Raw genomic sequence first — 16,692 nt, 5'->3', positions numbered from 1 at the left:
GCACCGGGGCCGATCGGGGCGGCCGGCGGTGCGCGTAACAGCCTAGGGATATCGCGACGGCGAACGGCAACCCGCTACCCGGAACGCAACAGAAGCGTTAAGGCTTCCCTGAGAAGGGGAATCGACGCGTCAGGACCGGGTGGCCAGGGTCCGCAGCCGTTCGCCGAGCTCGAGGGGGATCTCCTCCTGCACGTTGTGCCCCGAGGGCACGATGACCACGGATGCCTCGGGCACGCGTCGCAGGAACTCCTCGGCATCCGCCTCCGTGACATACCCGCGGTCGCCGCGCAGCAGCGTCGTCGGCGCCGTGGCCGCCGCGAGGTCCTCCCAGCCGGATTCGCCGAGCACCGAGCCGACGGCGTCCTGCTGCGCGGCCACCTCCGCCGCCGCCGCGGAGGAGGCGGATGCCGCGTTCGCGAGGTGCGCGAAGTGGTGCTTCCACTCGACGCGCCCGTCCGGGCGGACGCGGGAGTTGAAGTACACGCCGCGCTCCGCCTTGCGACGCGTGCCGCCGCCCAGACCGAAGGACAGTGCGCGGTCGACGAGCTCGTCGCGGGAGGCCCAGTCAACGGGGCCGGCGAAGAAGTCGCGGATCTGGGTGGGGCCGGCGTTCGGGTCGACGCCGGGCGTGATGTCGATGACGACGAGCTCGCGCACGAGATCGGGCCGGGATGCCGCGACCGCCGCCGCGGTGAGCCCGCCGAGCGACTGACCGACCAGCAGCTGGGGTCGATCGGTCCAGGCCCCGATGCCGGCGGCTACGTCGGGGGCGAGCACCCGCGCGAGGTAGGCCAGGTCGTCGCGCCACGACGAGTCGCCGTGGCCGGGCAGGTCGATCGCGAGGGCGGGGAGGCCGAGCGCCAGGATCGTGGTGTCCCACGTGTGGGCGTTGAGGCCGGCGCCGTGCAGGAAGGTCACCACCGGTGCCGTGTCGGGCCCGCCCGGGGTCGCGTAGCGCAGGGCGCTGAGGGTGCGGCCGCCGGGCAGTGCGAGCGTGAGGCGCTCGCCGCGGGGCGTCGGGCCGTCGATGCCGGCCTCCGCCGCCTGCTCGGGAAGGAACGAGAACTCGTCGATGGGGTCGCTCACCCGCTCATTGTGCCCCACGCGCAAGACGCCCGTCCCGACCCCGCCGACCCGTCGGTAGTCTGGCGTCATGACGGCAGAACACCGTGTGCACCTCTCGCGAGCGGCGCGACCCGCCTACCAGGCGCTCTCCGCGTTCTCGAAGACCGTGGGCGGCATCGCCGCCGAGAACGGCATCGACGACCGACTCAAAGAGCTGGTGCAGATCCACGCCTCGCAGCTCAACGGCTGCGCCTACTGCGTGCGTGTGCACGTCGAGCGGGCGGTGGCCGCCGGCGTGACGGCGGACGACATCGCCCAGCTGCCGGTCTGGCGTGAGTCGGGCGTCTTCTCGGATCGTGAGCGCGCCGGTCTGGAGCTGGCCGAGGCCTACGTCTTCATCCACGAGGAGGGCATCCCCGACGAGGTGTACGACAGCGTCGGCGGCGTGCTGAGCGAGCAGGAGTATGTGGCGCTCAGCTGGATCCTCGTGTCGATCAACGCGTTCAACCGCATCGCGATCGCGGGCCGCTACAGCACCCCGCCGCGCGACGACCTCGTCGGCGAAGACAAGGACGCCGCCGCGGGCGCCGCGTGGTGACCGTCCCCTCGCCGGCCCCCGGCGACGCTCTGCCGGCGGACCCGTTCGTGCCGGGTGCGATGAACCTCCGCGACGTCGGCGGCCTGCGTGCGGGCTCGGGCGCGACGCGTCACGGAGTGCTGTTCCGCTCCGGCAACCTCGCGCGGCTCGACGCGGACGGCACGCGCGCACTGGCGGAGCTGCGCCTGCGGCGCATCATCGACCTCCGCGCCGACGACGAGATCGCACGCGAGCCCAGCCGTATCGCCGGCCTCGATATCGTGACGCAGCGCGTGCCACTCTTCCTGGGCTCGGTCGAGTCGTTCTTCCGCGACGATCTCAGCCTCGACGAGATGTACCGGCGCCTCGTCGACGATTCGTCCGAGGGCGTCGTCGCAGTCGTCCGGGGCATCCTCGCCGATCAGCCGGTGCTGGTGCACTGCACGGTCGGCAAAGACCGCACCGGCGTGACGATCGCGCTCACCCTCGCCGCCGCGGGCGTCGACACCGAAGCCGTCGTCGGCGACTATGCGCGCACCGAGGGTCTGCTTCCGCCGCGGCGCAACCGCAAGATCGTCGAGACGCTGCGCTCGCTGCACCCCGAGGCGGTTCACCTCGAAGACCTGGCGACCCGCTCACCCGCGCCGGTCATGCGTGCCCTGCTCGACGATGTGACCCAGCGGTACGGCTCGGCAGGAGACTATCTGCGTTCCCACGGCCTCGCCGACGACGAGATCGCCGAGCTTCGTCGCGTACTGCTCACGCCGGACGCCTGAATCCGCTCCACCGAGCGACGCGCGGATTCTTTCGCTGTGTATCACTGAGGTAAGGCAACCCTTCATAGGTGGTTATACTGGAGGAGCCATGCCCCACACCACACAGCCTCAGGCCGTCGCGCACAACGCGTCGGCGTGCCGCGCGTCGCGTCACACGCGCGTGCAGCACCTGATCACGGCGGACGAGTCCTCGCTGGCCGAGCTCGAGGCCGTGCTTGCAACGCTACCGATCTGCTCGACGGGCCGGGTCTTCATCGAGATCCCCGACGACTCGTGGCAGGCGGCGATCACGGCACCCAGCCGCATGGTCGTGACGTGGCTGGATCGCTCGCAGCGGTCGGGCGCACCCGGCACCGGCCGCGGCTGCGCATCGGGCGAGGCGCTCGCGCGCGCCGTGACCGCCTGGGCCGATGAGATGCTCTGTGCCGAGGACGACCAGACCCGCATCCACCTGCTCGGCGGCTACCTGGGCACGGCCGACATCGTCGACCACCTCGTCGAGCTCGGCATCCGCGCGGACTCCATCCACGCGCCCGAGCAGTACGGTCTGACCACCGCGCGCTGACCACCGCGCGCTGACCACCGCGCGCTGACCGACGCGCCGGAACGCCGCGTGCCGGGGTGCCGCAGCGGGTGCGGTCGGTACAGTCGTGCGCATGACGCAGACTGCCGCCGCCTCGCCCGCGCTCGCCGTCGACCCGCGCGACCTCCGCATCCCGACCTGGATCGTCGTGTGGCTCATCATCTCGGCCGTCATCCAGACGTATGACGCCTGCTACGTGCTGCTGGGTCCGCTGTCGCACGCCGGAGGGCCGCTCGCCGGCTTCTGGCCGGGCCACGTCTTCTACGGCACGTTCGACCATCGGTACGGGCAGTTCGACGCCTTCGGCAGCGCGCAGAGCTGGGCGAACCTCATCGAGGTCGTGTTCATCGTGTGGGCGCTGTTCCATGCGCGCCGCTGGTCCGGTCTCGTCGTGGCGCTCCTGGTCACGGTCGCCACCTTCTGGAAGACCGTGATCTACTTCCTGGTCGAGGCCTCGAGCGGACTCGAGATGACGCGTCAGTCGCTGGAGCGCGGCGACCTCGTGGGCTTCCTCATGGTCGCGGTGCTGCCGAATCTGTTCTGGATCGTCTTCCCGCTCGCCGTCGTGATCGTCCTGGGCCGCCAGGTGTACCGCGTCGGTCGAGCCGCTGCTGCCTCCGTCGCCGGCTGACGGGACCGCAGTCAGGCCGCGCCGCGCGGAACGTAGTTGCCGTCCGCCAGCCCCGCTTCGATCTCGAACCGGTTGCGCAGCGGATTCCGGCCCGCGAAGAGGTACAGCAGCGGCATGAGCAGGCCGTAGCGCTGCCACTGCCGCTTGTGCACGGCCTCGTGCCGCAGCAGTGCATCGCTGACACGGCCGTCTCCGGTCAGGAAGCACCCGCCCACGCATGAGCCGCCGCGCGGGAAGGTCCAGCGCGGCATCCCGCGGAACACCCACAGGCCCTCGCGCTTCTCGATGGGACCGGTGCTCCACAGCGTCCCCCACACCCAGCCGACGGCGCAGCCGTACCAGTAGCCGGCGTGGCTGACGGGCGAGTCCAGCAGGAACGAGGGAATGAGCTCGTCGATGCGCCTGCCGCGGGCCAGGGCGCGCTCCGACGCGGCGCGCCAGCCCGCGGGTGGCTGCGGAATCGGGCTCATGCGAGCGCGCCGATCACGCGGAGGATGGCCCCCAGGTCGTCGGTGGCGGCGTCGGCGGAGGCGGGGGAGTAGCCGGCGAGGGATGCCCCGACCAGCGGCACCCGCTCGCGCAGGCGCCCGATCGCGACGGTCAGCTCCGCGACGGTGACGCCGAACGGCTCGGGATGGGCGTTGCCGGCGATCTCGGCCGGATCCAGCGCGTCGATGTCGACGTGGATGTAGACCCCGTCGGCCCCGGTGGCGAGCACTGCATCGGCGAGCGCGTCGGCATCCCGCAGCGCCTCCACGGTGAGCGCGGTGATGCCGAGGTCGGCGACGGCCGCGAGCTCGGGCTCGTCGAACGAGCGCGCCCCGCCCACGATGACCCGATCGGCCGCAACGGCGCCGTCCAGCCGCAGTCCGGGTTCACCGTCGCCGATCACGGCGCGCAGCACCATGCCCGCGAATGCGCCGGAGGGCGACGAGTCGGGCGAGTTGAGATCGGGGTGCGCGTCGATCCACACCACGGCGAGGCCGGGGGAGCGCCGCGCGGCGTGCGCGATCGGCGCGAGCGCGATGCCGCAGTCGCCGCCGATGGTCAGTACGGGCTCGTCGGGTGCGCCGACGTCGTGCGCGTCGAGCGCGTCGGCCACCATGCCGCGCACCCGCTGGAGAGCGCTGAGGCGCTGGATGCCGGTGCCCAGCGACTCGCCGGCCTCCATCGGCACGTCCAGCACCGTGGTCGAGGACCGGGGGAGGTCTCCCGCGATGGCCTGGGCGCCGTCGATGAGCTGCATCGCGCGGGAGGAGGGACTTCCCTGCCACTGCGGAACCACCAGGTATCGCGTCATCCCCTCATCTTCTCGTACACCGGCGGCCGCGGCATCCGTGCGCGCAGCGGGGAGCCCGCGCTGTGGGCGAACACGACGCACGCGGAGTCGTCGCAGACGGCGAAGGGCGCCGGATCCTCGCGGATCCGGCGCCCTCGTCACCCCGGAGGGGTCAGTTCTCGATAGCCGCCTGCACCGGCGTGCCGGTCTTGAGGGCGGCGAGGCGCGCCTCGACCTCCGTCAGCTCGCCGACGTCCTCGAGCGCGTTGAACTGGGCGTCCAGGCTCGACGCGGCAAGCTCCTGCTTGCCGGCCGCGAGGGCCTCCTGGCGACGCACCTTGTCTTCGAACCGGCCGAGCTCGCTCGTCGGATCGAGCACGTCGATCGACTTGACGGCGTCGTGCACCTTGTTCTGGGCCTCGGCGGTCTTGGCGCGCGCCAGCAGCTCGGAGCGCTTGGACCGCAGCTGCTCCAGCTTCTGCTTCATGCCGTTGAGGCCCTCTTTGAGCTTGTCGACGACCTCGTTCTGCGTCGCGATGGTCGGCGCGATCGCCCTCGCCTCGTTCTCCTCGCTGATCTGGCGCTGCAGCGCGATCTTGGCGAGGTTGTCGAACTTATCGGCGTCGCTGGTGTTGCCGGCCTTGCGCAGCTCGTCCGCCTTGCGGCTGGCGGCGAGGGCCTTGTTGCCCCACTCGGCGGCCGCCTGGACGTCCTCCTGGTGGTCGCGCTCGAGCAGGCGCAGGTTGCCGATCGTCTCGGCGATGGCCGACTCGGCGTCGGCGATCGAGTTCGTGTAGTCGCGCACGAGCTGGTCGAGCATCTTCTGCGGGTCCTCTGCGGAGTCGAGGAGTGCGTTGATGTTCGCCTTCATGAGGGTCGAGATGCGACCGAAGATGGACTGCTTCGCCATCGGATTTCCTTCCTATCGGACTTCAGTTCTGGGTCGGTGGGTTCTGGTCTGGGGATGGATGCCGCGCGCGTCGCGTGCGGGTCCGCGGGGAGAGGTCAGAAGCGGCCACCTCCTCGGCGAGCGCGTGTGCCGCCGCCTCCGAAGCTACCGGGCCGCATGCCGCCGCCCGAGGAACGGCCGCCGCCGCCCAGCATCCCGCCCAGCCCGCCGAGACCGCCGCCGGAAGAGCGTCCGCCGCTCAGCACCGAGTTGAGCACGATGCCGCCGAGCACCGCGCCGAGCATGCCGCCGCCGGACTGGCCACCGCCCTGCGACCCGCCGCCGAACATCCCGCCCGATCCGGAGTCGAACGCGCCGACGTCGTTCTGCGCGAGCTGGATCGCCTGCCCCGCGAGCTGGTCGGCGCGCTGCGCCCGCTGCATGGCCTGCTGCGGGTCGCTGGCCTGCAGGGCCTGGGCGCGGGCGAGCGAGGCCCCGGCCTCGGCGAGGCGCGTGCGGGCCTCGGCGCCGACGGCGCCGCGGCGCGCGATGATGTAGTCCTCGGCGGCGGACACCTGCGCCTGGGCCTGCATCATGAGCTGCCCGACCATCTGCCGTGCGCGCTCTGCCTGGGCGGCGGCATCCCGCACGCCCTGCACGAGCGTGTCGATCTGCGTGTTCGCCGCCTCGAGGCTCTGGAGGGCCGCCAGGGGGCGCTTGGCCGTCCCGGTGAGCTGCGCGCGCGCGGCGTCGAGCTGCTGCCGCGTGGCGGCGATGACGCTCGCGATGCGGCCGTCGGCGTCGGGCAGCGCGGAGGCCGCCGCGATGTCGCTCTCGAGCTCGGCGACCAGCGCGGTGGCGTTGCGCTCGCCCGCGGCGAGGTCGGCCTGGAGCTTCTCGATCGCGTCCTCGAGCAGCGTCGCCTGGCCGACCGCCTCTTCTGCGGCGCGGATGCCGACCGCGGCCTCGCCGCCGTCGCCGGCGCCGATCGCGGTCTGCGCGGCGGTCAGCTGCTCGTCGGCGAACGCGAGGCGCTGCCGCGCCTGTGCGGGGTTGTCGATGACGGTCGCCAGGGCCTCGGGGGCGTAGGCCGACTGCAGCTCCTGCAGGCGCGCGGCCGCCTGGTCGAGGGATGCCGCGGCCTTCGTCCGCTCGTCCTGCACGCGGGCGAGCGCTTCGGGCGCGTTCTGCTCGAGCTTGCGCAGCTCGTCGAAGGCGGCGGCCTTCTCGTCCAGCAGCGCATTGGACGCCTCGCACAGGGCGATGATGCGCTCGTTCCAGGCGCGGGCGTCCTGGGGAGAGTCTGGGGTGGCGTCGTCGAGCTGCTGCTTGAGCCCGAACGCCTCGTCGAGGCTCTGCTGCGCGGTCGCGAGCGCCGCCTCGAACTCGGTGGTCGCGGCATCCCCGAACTGCGCTTTCGCGAAGCCCAGCTCCTGGGCGCTCGTCTTGATCGCGTCGTCCGTCTCGACGAGGAGCGACGAGGCGCGCCGTTCGAGCTCCTCGACGCTCGGCTGCGGCGGTCCGCTCGGGCCGCCCGGCACGGCGCTCCGGGTGCGCCGGCGACGGAGGAACATCACGAGCAGCACGATGCCGACGCCGACGACCACGATCACGAGGAGCCAGGTGAACCACGACCCGCCGCCGGAGGCTCCGGAGTCGGCTGCGCCCGAACCGCCGCCTGCGGCATCGGTGATCCCATCGGCGGCGGCGTCGACGGCGCCGAGCCAGTCGTCCTGTGCGAGGGCGGGCTGGACCCGCTGCTGTTCGATCGCCGCCAGCTGGTCCTGGGTGAGCGGACCGGCCGAGTCGCCCGAGAGGTAGTACTGGCGCCCTTCTGTGGCGACGGCGAGGAGGTACTGCGTGACTCCCAGGCCGTTGTCCTCGGCCGTCTGGTTCGCCCAGTCTGCGGCGCCCGCGGGGTCGGTGAAGTCGTCGACGTAGACGACCCAGAGGTCGAGTCCGGTGTCGGACTTCAGCTGCTCGAGCCGGCTCTGCGCCTCGCCCTCCTCCGTCGGCGACAGCACACCCGCGTCGTCGAGCACGAAGCCCGGGTCGAGTGTCACCGGGGGAGTCGCCAGCGCGGCCGTGCCGCCGATCGCCGTGACCGCGACCACCGCAGCGGACGCCAGCGCTGCAGCCCATCGCAGTCGCATCGATCCCCCCTCTGGGATTCGGGTTACCCCTCCGGCGAGTCTATTCAGCCGCGGGGATACGACGATAGCCCACGGCCTCCGCCCCGGATGTGTGTTCGCCGAGAACGTACCCGTGACCCCGGCCACCCGGGTCGCTCCCGCGCCTCGCACTCACCGGCCGGTAATCTTGCCGATCCGGAGGAGGACCATGGACGATCGCTACGGCGCCGATGTACTGGCCACGGGGTGGAAGGGGCACGGGGTGCGGGAGCTCCCGCGCGTGCCGGCATCCCGCGATCTCGTCGTCGAGGTGGCGGAGGACGGATTCTGCGGGGCCGTCGTGGGCGTCGCGAGCGGCGTGGTCGAGCTCGAAGACCGAACCGGTCGCCGCCGCATGTTCCCGCTGGGCCCCGGATTCCTCATCGACGGCAGGGACGTCGTGCTGGGGCCGCCGGCCGCGGCACCGGTCGCCACCGGGCCGAAGCGGACCGCGTCGGGGTCGTTCGCCGCCGCGGACGCTCGGGCGCGCACGGCGCGGGCGAGCCGCATCCTCGTGGAGGGCCGCCACGACGCCGAGCTCGTCGAGAGCGTGTGGGGCGACGACCTGCGCGCCGAGGGCGTCGTCGTGGAATACCTGCAGGGCATCGATCTGCTGGACGCCGCGCTGGACGAGGAGCCGCCGTCGGCAGAGCGCCGCTACGGCGTCCTCGTCGATCACCTCGTGCCCGGGTCGAAGGAGTCGCGTATCGCCGACGCGATCGCGCGCGGACGCCACGGCGCGCACGTGCTCATCGTGGGTCACCCGTGGATCGATGTGTGGCAGTGCGTCACCCCGCGCGCAGTGGGGATCGAGCGCTGGCCCGAGGTGCCGCGCGGCATCGAGTTCAAGGTGGGCGTGTGCCGCGCGCTCGGCTGGCCGGCGCGCGACCAGGCCGACATCGCGCGTGCCTGGCAGCGCATCCTGGCCTCGGTGAAGAGCTATCGCGACCTCGAGCCGGCGTTCCTGGGGCGCGTGGAGGAGCTCATCGACTTCGTCACGGTGCCGCAGTAGCGGCACTGCCGGCATCCGGTCCCCGAACGCGGCAGCCTCCTGCGAGGGCTGCGTCGGCGAGCGCCGCACTCGCACGAGGCAGCGGCGTCCGGCGCGCTCGGTAGCCTGGTGGGGTGACGAACCCTGCCACGCCGGCTCCCGAACCCCGCCCCTTCCGTGAGAAGCCGGTGTCGTTCGTGCGCCGGAGCGGACGGATGTCGGAGGCGCAGGAGCGCGCCTGGATCGAGCTGGCACCGCGGTACGTGATCGAGGTGCCCCGTGATTCGGCGGCCACCAGCATCCTGCCGGGTTCCTCGATCGATCCCGTCGCCGTGTGGGGCCGCGACGCGCCGCTCGTCGTCGAGATCGGATCGGGCCAGGGGCACGCGATCGTGCACGCCGCGACCTCGCGGGCTGACACCGACTTCCTGGCGATCGAGGTCTTCCGGGCGGGTCTTGCCCGCACCATGCTGGATGCCGACCGCGCCGGTGCGAGCAACCTGCGCCTGGTCGAGGCCAACGCGCCCGAGGCGCTGCAGCACCTGCTGCCGGCGGCATCCGTCGACGAACTGTGGGTGTTCTTCCCGGATCCGTGGCACAAGAAGAAGCACACCAAGCGGCGCCTGGTCGCCGACGGGTTCGCGCAGATCGCGGCCGGCGCCCTCCGTGACGGAGGCGTGCTGCGCCTGGCGACCGATTGGGAGGACTACGCGCGGCAGATGCGCGACGTCATGGCCGCCGCGGCGGACTTCGAGCCGACGTTCGAGGGGGAGTGGGCGCCGCGCTTCGAGGGCAGGGTGCTCACGGCGTTCGAGCGCAAGGGCGCGCGCGTGGGACGCGACATCCGCGATATCTCGTACCGCCGCGTCGCGAGGTCATGAGCGCAGCGCCCGGCCCCATGGCGGGGCCCGACCCGACGCCGGACTCCTCGCCCACGGCGCGCCGCGACACGTGGCGCTTCGTGCGCCCTCTCGCGCACCGCGACTTCCGCATGCTGTTCGGCGCCGTCGTGCTGTCGATCTTCGGCGCCGGTATGTGGGCCGTCGTCATGGTCTACACGGTCATCGACGCGGGCGGTGGCCCGGTGCAGCTCTCGGTGGTCGCCGCCGCGAACGCCGTCGGGCTGCTGCTGTGCGCGATCCCCGGGGGGATCGCCGCGGACCGCGTCCCGCGGCGCCTGCTGCTGCGCATCGTCGAGCTGCTGAACCTCCTCGCCATCACGTCGATCGCCGTGGCCGGCGCGCTCGGCGTGGTGACGATCCCGCACCTCGCCATCGTCGCCTTCGTCCTCGGGGCGGGCGCCGGCTTCTTCTTCCCGGCCTACAGCGCGATCCTGCCGCGCATCCTGCCGCCTGCGCAGCTGCTCGCGGCGAACGGCCTCGAGGGCGCCATCCGCCCGGCGCTGCAGCAGGCCGCAGGCCCCGCCGCGGCCGGCATCATCGTCGCCGCCGTGCTCGCGCCGGCGCATGCGGCGTGGGGAATCGTCGCCGCGCACGCGCTCGCGCTGGTGCTGCTGCTGTTCGTCCGCCCCGAGCCGCCCGTCGCGGCCGGCGAGGAGCACGAGCCGCCGGCGGGCGTGCGGGGCGTGTTCCACGACCTGCGCGAGGCCGTCGGCTTCACCGTCCGCACCCCTTGGCTGCTGTGGACGCTGCTGTTTGCGACCGGCTGGGTGCTCGTGTTCCTGGGGCCGGAAGAGGTGCTGCTGCCATTCCTCACCCGCGAGCGCATCGGTGCGGACCCGCGCCTGTTCGGCTTCCTCCTCGCGATCTACGGGATCGGCGGCGTTCTCGGATCCATCGTGGTGTCGTCGATGAGGCTGCCGCGCCGGTACCTCACGGTGATGATCGGCGTCTGGTCCGTCAGCACGCTGCCGTTCGCGATCGTCGGCATCACGCACGACTACTGGGTCATGGCACTGTGCCTGTTCCTGGTGGGGTTCGGGTTCAGCTACGGCAACGTGATCTGGGGAACGCTGCTGCAGCGTCGCGTGCCCCGGCGCATGCTCGGGCGCGTCTCGAGCCTCGACTTCTTCGTGTCGCTCGCGCTCATGCCGCTGTCGATGGCGCTGGCGGGCCCGCTCGCGGAGGTGGTGCCCATCGAGGCGATCTTCATCGCGGCGGGCGTGATCCCGCTCGTCCTCGGCGTGCTGGCCTATCTGGTGGCGGGGATGGCGAAGGATGAGATCGCGCACCCGCTCGATCGCTGAACCGCATCCGTCCCCCTCTGGAGCCGCCCGCATGCCCGCACACCCTGACGCCCCACCCGCGCCGGTCGTCGCAGCGTGGTCGTGGGGCCTGGTCCCCGCCCTCTTCGTGTGCCTGGCCGCCCCGGCGTTCTTCGTCGTGAGGGTGCCGTGGCTCGGCTGGCTGCTGCTGGCGGCGGGACTCGCGATCGCGCTCCTGACCGCGCGGACGGATGCCGGCGACGAGGGTCGCCCCCCGCCCCTCGATCGCGCGGAGCCCGACGGGCAGCGGGCCGAGCGCGCGGTCGCCGGATCCGCCACGACCGCGACCGCCGGCATCCGTCGCCCGCCGTCGCTGGTGCGCGACCTGTCGCTCATCGCGGCGGGCCTGCTCATCGTGAGCCTCATCCCGCTGAAGGCGGAGCTCGACAACCTCGCGATCCTGCGATTCGCGCTCGCACTCGGCGGTGCCGTGGCCGTGCCGTACGCGATCTCGCGGTGGGTGTTCCGCGACCACGCGATCCGCTTCCCCTGGCGCGGCGGCGGGCGCTGGACCCGGTTCCAGTGGACGTGGCTGGTGGCCGTGCTCGTCCTCGGGTGGCTGATCCTGCCGTTCTACTTCATCACCTCGGGCGTGTACCTCAACTGGCCGGTCGTCGACACGCCCGAGCTCATCGCGCGGCTGTTCGTGGGGGTCGGCGCGGTCGGCATCTGGGACGAGCTCTTCTTCATCTGCACGTGTCTCGCCCTGCTTCGGCGCCACTTCCCGTTCTGGCAGGCGAACCTGCTGCAGTCGGTGGTGTTCGTGTCGTTCCTGTGGGAGCTCGGCTATCAGGCCTGGGGTCCGTTGCTCACGATCCCGTTCGCCCTGCTGCAGGGGTTCATCTTCATGAAGACGCGATCGCTCACCTACGTCGTGACGGTGCACCTGCTCTTCGACGCCGTGGTGTTCCTCGTGCTCGTCCACGCGCACAATCCCGGGCTGTTCGACGGGCTGTTCCTGGTGTGAGCGCTGCCCAGGCCGTGCCCAGGGGCAGTGGCTAGGCTGGCGCACGGATCCCCGACCGGATCCCCGGACGACGGATCAGTACCCGGTGAGCGACAAGACTGGCCAGGAGCACAGTCATGTCGTGGGTCGTTCTCATCGTCTCCGGAATCCTCGAGGCCGTCTGGGCCACCGCGCTCGGCAAGAGCGAGGGCTTCACCAAGCTCTGGCCGACCGTGATCTTCGGCGTCTCGCTCGTGCTGAGCATGGGCGGCCTCGCGTGGGCCATGCGCGACATCTCCACCGGCACCGCCTACGCGGTCTGGGTGGGGATCGGTGCGTCGCTCACCGTCGCGTACGCCATGATCACGGGTGACGAGGCGTTCTCGATCGTCAGGATGCTGCTGATCCTCGGGCTCGTGGGCTGCGTCGTCGGCCTCAAGCTCGTCGGCCACGAGTGAGGTCCCTGACCGCTTGACGACGACGGACCGGATGCCGCGGCATCCGGTCCGTCGTCGTCGACGAGTTCCCGGATGAGGGCTCGATGAATCCGGCGCGCCAGGTCTGGCTCTGCGCGACACGGTGTGGGAGCATCCCCGGAGAATGCCGATGCCAAAGGGGTCGTCGGCGGAAAGGCACCACCATGCCGAAGAGAACCAGGCGCACCTGGGCCATCGCCACCGCGGCGGCCCTCACCGGCGCCGTCGCACTGGCCAGTCCCGCGTATGCGGCACCGAACAACAACTCGGTGGCCAAGATCACGAAGGCCGTCACCCTCGAGGGGGTGATGGAGCATCTCGAAGCCTTCCAGGCGATCGCCGACGAGCACGGGGACCGTGCCGCCGGACGACCCGGGTACGCGGCATCCGTCGACTACGTCGTCTCGCAGCTGGAGGCCGCGGGCTACACGCCCGAGGTGCAGGCGTTCGCGTTCGACTACTTCGACGAGAACAACGTGCTCACCCGCACAGTCGGGGGCACGACGACCTCCTACGTGGACGGCGACGACTTCGTGCGCAATGAGTTCGACACCGGAAGCCCGGAGGGCACCGCGACCGGATCCCTCGTGCTCGTCGACCTGCCCTCGCCCGACAACACGAGCGGATGCACGGCCGCTGACTTCGGCGTGCTCCCACCCGATTCCGTCGTGCTCCTCCAGCGGGGGGGCTGCGGGTTCGCGGTGAAGGCCGTGAACGCTCAGGCCGCCGGTGCCGAAGCGGTCATCATCCGGAACAACCCCGGTGACGACAGCCTCGTCGGCATGATCGGCGAGGCGCCCGGACTCACGATCCCCGCGGTCTTCGTCACATACTCGGCAGGGGTCGACCTCGCGAGCACCCCGGGCGCAACCGTGACGGTCACCGTCGACTACGACCAGGAGGTGCGCACGACGTGGAACGTGCTCGCCGAGACGGCGGACGGCAACGACGACAACACCGTGATGGCCGGAGCGCACCTCGACAGCGTGCAGGACGGCGCCGGTATCAACGACAACGGCTCGGGCAGCGCAGGGCTGCTGGAGACGGCGATCCAGATGCAGAAGACCAAGCCGAACAACACCGTGCGGTTCGCGTGGTGGGGCGCCGAGGAGTCGGGTCTGCTCGGTTCCGAGCACTACGTCGGCGCACTGTCGGAGGACGAGGTGGACGACATCGCGCTCTACCTCAACTTCGACATGATCGGGTCGCCGAACTACATGTTCGGCATCTACGACGGGGACAACTCGGGCGGCACCGCCGCGCCGGGATTCATCCCCGAGGGTTCGGCGCAGATCGAGGACGTCTTCGAGGGTTTCTACGACAGCCGAGGGCTGCCGTCGCAGGACAGCGAGTTCTCGGGGCGTTCCGACTACGGCCCGTTCATCGCCGTCGGCATTCCGGCGGGAGGCCTGTTCACCGGTGCCGAGGTGAAGAAGACGGCCGCCGAGGCCGCGCTGTACGGCGGTGTGATCGGCGCATCCTACGACCCGTGCTACCACCAGCCGTGCGACAACCTCACGGGGGCCGGCCAGGACGAGGCGCTGTACGACGCGCTGCGCGAGGACTACGACCTCGTCGGCAACATCAACACGTTCGCGCTCGACGTGAACGCGGATGCCGTCGCCGCGGCGGTCATGACGTTCGCGTTCGACACGTCCACCGTGAACGGGGTCAGCTCTCCCGGCAAGTCTCACGGCGCGGGCAAGAGCATGGACGCCATGAAGGAGCGGTTCGCCCAGTGACGCGGCGCGGGCTCGTCCCCGCCCCGCGGACAGCGGTTGCGACGACCACCCCCGGGTCACTCCGGGGGTGGTCGTCCGTGATGTGCCCTCGGCATCCGTCACCCCGGACGTCCCTCACTGTCAACCTGACGTCGAGATGACTTCCGGGTGAACCCTTGACGACGCCCGTGCGGGGGAGGACATTCGATAGTGCGAAGTGAACACAGAGACGAGGAACCCGAAAGGGAGCCGGATACGGAAACCATACTTCGTGCAGACGATCCCCCCGGCGCTTAGGCACCGAGGGGATCATCGCTGTGCGCCGGGCATCGCCGGGGCTCGTGCACGAAGCCGGAGCCCCGGCGAGGCTCGCCCGGCGCCGCCGAGCCCGCTCGTAGTGCACCCCGAACCGGGTGCCGGCGTGCTGCTGTCAGCCGTGTCGGACGCCCGCGTCACCGCCCGGGTGCAGTTCTGGCATGACACGTCGAACGGGCTGAGCGTGACGTCGGCCGTCGTGGCGGCGATCACGACCGGACTGGCCGAACGCGGGTGGGCGGCGACCGTCACGAGCGAGACGGTCGTTCCGCCGCTCGTGCCGGGCGATCCGGTGTGACCGGCCCTTCCCGTGGCAGGGTGGAAACGACCACCGCCTCCCCACGCCTCCCAGGAGCCCGCATGCAGCGACCTCTCGCGGGGTTGACCACGCGCAATCTCGCCACCGAGCTCACCGCGGGCGTCACCCTCCTGGCGATCGCCGTGCCCCTCAACATCGGGTACGCGCAGATCGCCGGGCTGCCGCCGACGGCGGGCCTGTACGCCCTGATCGTCCCGACGATCATCTATGCGCTGGTGGTGTCGTCGCGTCAGGTCGTCGCCTCCCCGGATGCCGCCGCCGCCGCGCTCGTCGCCTCGTCGGTGGGCGGTCTCGCGGCCGCCGGCAGCGCCGACTATGCGACGCTCGCGCTGGCGCAGGCGATCATCAGCGGCATCCTGTTCGTGCTGATGTCGGTGTTCAAGCTCGGCTTCCTCGCGAACTTCCTCTCCAAGCCGATCCTCGTCGGGTTCGTCGGTGGTCTCGCGCTCGACATCATGGTGAGCCAGATAGCCAAGATGCTCGGGGTCAAGATCGACTCCGGGGGAGAGTTCCTCGACAAGACCGTCGGACTGGTGACCGGGCTGGGGACGGCGAACCTCTGGTCGGTGCTGATCTCGGTGACATCGGTCGCGGTTCTCCTTCTCGGCGCCCGGTTCCTCAAGGCGGTCCCGTGGGCGCTGGTGGTGCTCGTCGTCTCGACGCTGGTTGTGGTCCTCACCGGCTTGGACGAGCTGGGCGTCGACGTGCTGGGCGAGGTGCCGGCCGGACCACCGGCGCTCACGTGGCCGGTCCTCGACTGGACGATGTGGCTCGCGCTGATTCCCTCGGCGATCGCACTCACCCTCGTCACCACGGCCGAAGGGCTCCTCGTCTCGCGATCGTACGCCGAGAAGCGCGGCTACCCGTTCCACGCGAATCGCGACCTGCTCGCCTTCGGCCTCGGCAACATCGCCGCCGGCGCGCAGGGCAGCTTCGCGATGGGGTCCTCGACCTCGCGCACCGCCGCGATGGACCAGGCGGGTTCGCGCACCCAGCTCCCCTCCCTGGTGCTCGCCGCGGGCACGCTGCTGCTCCTGCTGTTCGGCACCGCGCTCCTCGCCGACATCCCGTCGCCCGCCATCGGCGCGGTGGTCGCCGTCGCGATCCTGCCGCTCCTGGGCATCCGGGAGTTCCGGCAGCTGTGGCGTCAGGACCGCTTCGAGTTCGCGGTCGCCGCCACCTGCTTCCTCGTCACCGTCTTCGTCGGCGCGATCCCCGGCATCCTCGTCGCCTTCGTCCTCGCGCTCATCAACCTCGCCAAGCGCGCGGCGAATCCGGCCATCGACGTGCTCGAAGCCGACGACGACACGAAGCAGTCCCTGCTCGAAGACGCCCCCACGGGGGCCACCACCGCGCCCGGCCTGGTGGTGGTGCGCCTGGCCGCGCCGCTCTTCTTCGCGAACGGCGCGGTGTTCGCCGCGGCGGTCAAGCGCGCCGTCACCGGCGCCGACCAGCCGGTGCACCACGTGGTGATCGACATGGAAGCCGTGACCGACATCGACGTCACGGGCGCCGAGGCGTTCGAAGCCCTCGAGAACTGGCTCCACGACCGTGACGTGACGCTCGCGTTCAGCCGTGTCCGGCCGCCCACCAGGGCCCGCCTGGAGGAGCTCGGACTGCTCTCCGGTCAGGTGTTCTTCGCCACCAACAGGGCGGCCGTCGCGGCGCTTGCCGACCGCGACGGGCCTCCGCAAGACTGAGGATCCGGTCACCCCGACCGGCAGGAAAG

General features: G+C 71.3%; 17 protein-coding genes and 1 riboswitch. Of the genes, 12 read left to right on the top strand and 5 right to left on the bottom strand.

Annotated elements, in window-relative coordinates; translation table 11 throughout:
- Positions 1 to 129: 129 nt before the first annotated feature.
- Positions 130 to 1,086 (bottom strand): alpha/beta fold hydrolase, encoded by a 957-nt coding sequence (locus MRBLMI12_RS19185; protein WP_363357816.1) that lies wholly within the window; start codon positions 1,084 to 1,086, stop codon positions 130 to 132.
- Between the two features lie 67 nt (positions 1,087 to 1,153).
- On the opposite strand from MRBLMI12_RS19185, the gene MRBLMI12_RS19180 reads away from it, so the two are divergent.
- From MRBLMI12_RS19180 to MRBLMI12_RS19165, 4 genes are all read left to right on the top strand, one after another.
- Positions 1,154 to 1,663, top strand: coding sequence for a carboxymuconolactone decarboxylase family protein (locus MRBLMI12_RS19180; protein ID WP_363357815.1), 510 nt, complete (start codon positions 1,154 to 1,156; stop codon positions 1,661 to 1,663).
- 59 nt (positions 1,664 to 1,722) lie between these two features.
- Positions 1,723 to 2,418, top strand: coding sequence for a tyrosine-protein phosphatase (locus MRBLMI12_RS19175; protein ID WP_404910347.1), 696 nt, complete (start codon positions 1,723 to 1,725; stop codon positions 2,416 to 2,418).
- An 88-nt stretch (positions 2,419 to 2,506) separates the two neighbouring features.
- Positions 2,507 to 2,983 (top strand): SIP domain-containing protein, encoded by a 477-nt coding sequence (locus MRBLMI12_RS19170; protein WP_363357813.1) that lies wholly within the window; start codon positions 2,507 to 2,509, stop codon positions 2,981 to 2,983.
- 91 nt (positions 2,984 to 3,074) lie between these two features.
- Entirely contained in the window at positions 3,075 to 3,632 is a 558-nt protein-coding gene (locus MRBLMI12_RS19165; protein ID WP_363357812.1) for a hypothetical protein, read from the top strand.
- Positions 3,633 to 3,643: 11 nt separating this feature from the next.
- On the opposite strand, the gene MRBLMI12_RS19160 is transcribed toward MRBLMI12_RS19165, so the two are convergent.
- The 4 genes from MRBLMI12_RS19160 to MRBLMI12_RS19145 all read right to left on the bottom strand — a co-directional run bounded on the left by MRBLMI12_RS19160 (position 3,644) and on the right by MRBLMI12_RS19145 (position 7,953).
- A complete protein-coding gene (locus MRBLMI12_RS19160; protein WP_363357811.1) occupies positions 3,644 to 4,102 on the bottom strand; it encodes a Fe-S oxidoreductase in 459 nt (152 codons plus the stop codon).
- Entirely contained in the window at positions 4,099 to 4,932 is an 834-nt protein-coding gene (locus MRBLMI12_RS19155; protein WP_349426887.1) for an arginase family protein, read from the bottom strand. Before MRBLMI12_RS19155 ends, MRBLMI12_RS19160 begins: the two co-directional genes overlap by 4 nt.
- A gap of 151 nt (positions 4,933 to 5,083) precedes the next feature.
- A complete protein-coding gene (locus tag MRBLMI12_RS19150) occupies positions 5,084 to 5,821 on the bottom strand; it encodes a PspA/IM30 family protein (protein ID WP_349426888.1) in 738 nt (245 codons plus the stop codon).
- Between the two features lie 95 nt (positions 5,822 to 5,916).
- Positions 5,917 to 7,953: a TPM domain-containing protein gene (locus MRBLMI12_RS19145; RefSeq protein WP_363357810.1), complete on the bottom strand. Its 2,037-nt coding sequence runs from the start codon at positions 7,951 to 7,953 to the stop codon at positions 5,917 to 5,919.
- Positions 7,954 to 8,140: 187 nt separating this feature from the next.
- Here MRBLMI12_RS19145 and MRBLMI12_RS19140 point away from each other — a divergent pair, with 187 nt between their 5' ends.
- The 8 genes from MRBLMI12_RS19140 (at position 8,141) to MRBLMI12_RS19105 (ending at position 16,663) form a co-directional block, all read left to right on the top strand.
- Positions 8,141 to 8,983: a DUF3097 family protein gene (locus MRBLMI12_RS19140; protein ID WP_363357809.1), complete on the top strand. Its 843-nt coding sequence runs from the start codon at positions 8,141 to 8,143 to the stop codon at positions 8,981 to 8,983.
- 113 nt (positions 8,984 to 9,096) lie between these two features.
- A complete protein-coding gene (gene trmB, locus MRBLMI12_RS19135; protein ID WP_363357808.1) occupies positions 9,097 to 9,843 on the top strand; it encodes a tRNA (guanosine(46)-N7)-methyltransferase TrmB in 747 nt (248 codons plus the stop codon).
- A gap of 17 nt (positions 9,844 to 9,860) precedes the next feature.
- Positions 9,861 to 11,168 (top strand): MFS transporter, encoded by a 1,308-nt coding sequence (locus tag MRBLMI12_RS19130; protein WP_414686240.1) that lies wholly within the window; start codon positions 9,861 to 9,863, stop codon positions 11,166 to 11,168.
- A gap of 31 nt (positions 11,169 to 11,199) precedes the next feature.
- Positions 11,200 to 12,153, top strand: a complete 954-nt coding sequence (locus tag MRBLMI12_RS19125; protein ID WP_363357806.1) for a type II CAAX endopeptidase family protein — start codon at positions 11,200 to 11,202, stop codon at positions 12,151 to 12,153.
- Between the two features lie 41 nt (positions 12,154 to 12,194).
- A riboswitch (guanidine-III (ykkC-III) riboswitch) is annotated at positions 12,195 to 12,260 on the top strand.
- 9 nt (positions 12,261 to 12,269) lie between these two features.
- Positions 12,270 to 12,590: a DMT family transporter gene (locus tag MRBLMI12_RS19120; RefSeq protein ID WP_349426894.1), complete on the top strand. Its 321-nt coding sequence runs from the start codon at positions 12,270 to 12,272 to the stop codon at positions 12,588 to 12,590.
- A gap of 182 nt (positions 12,591 to 12,772) precedes the next feature.
- A complete protein-coding gene (locus tag MRBLMI12_RS19115; RefSeq protein WP_363357805.1) occupies positions 12,773 to 14,350 on the top strand; it encodes a M20/M25/M40 family metallo-hydrolase in 1,578 nt (525 codons plus the stop codon).
- A gap of 376 nt (positions 14,351 to 14,726) precedes the next feature.
- Complete coding sequence (locus MRBLMI12_RS19110) at positions 14,727 to 14,942, top strand: hypothetical protein (RefSeq protein ID WP_363357804.1); 216 nt, start codon at positions 14,727 to 14,729, stop codon at positions 14,940 to 14,942.
- A 62-nt stretch (positions 14,943 to 15,004) separates the two neighbouring features.
- Positions 15,005 to 16,663 carry a SulP family inorganic anion transporter gene (locus tag MRBLMI12_RS19105; protein ID WP_363357803.1) on the top strand — a complete coding sequence of 553 codons (1,659 nt, stop codon included), beginning with the start codon at positions 15,005 to 15,007 and terminating at the stop codon, positions 16,661 to 16,663.
- Positions 16,664 to 16,692 lie beyond the last annotated feature (29 nt).

Source organism: Microbacterium sp. LMI12-1-1.1 (assembly GCF_040676455.1).
In the GTDB taxonomy this organism is placed as follows: domain Bacteria; phylum Actinomycetota; class Actinomycetes; order Actinomycetales; family Microbacteriaceae; genus Microbacterium.
This window is presented reverse-complemented; position numbering and strand designations above follow the sequence as displayed.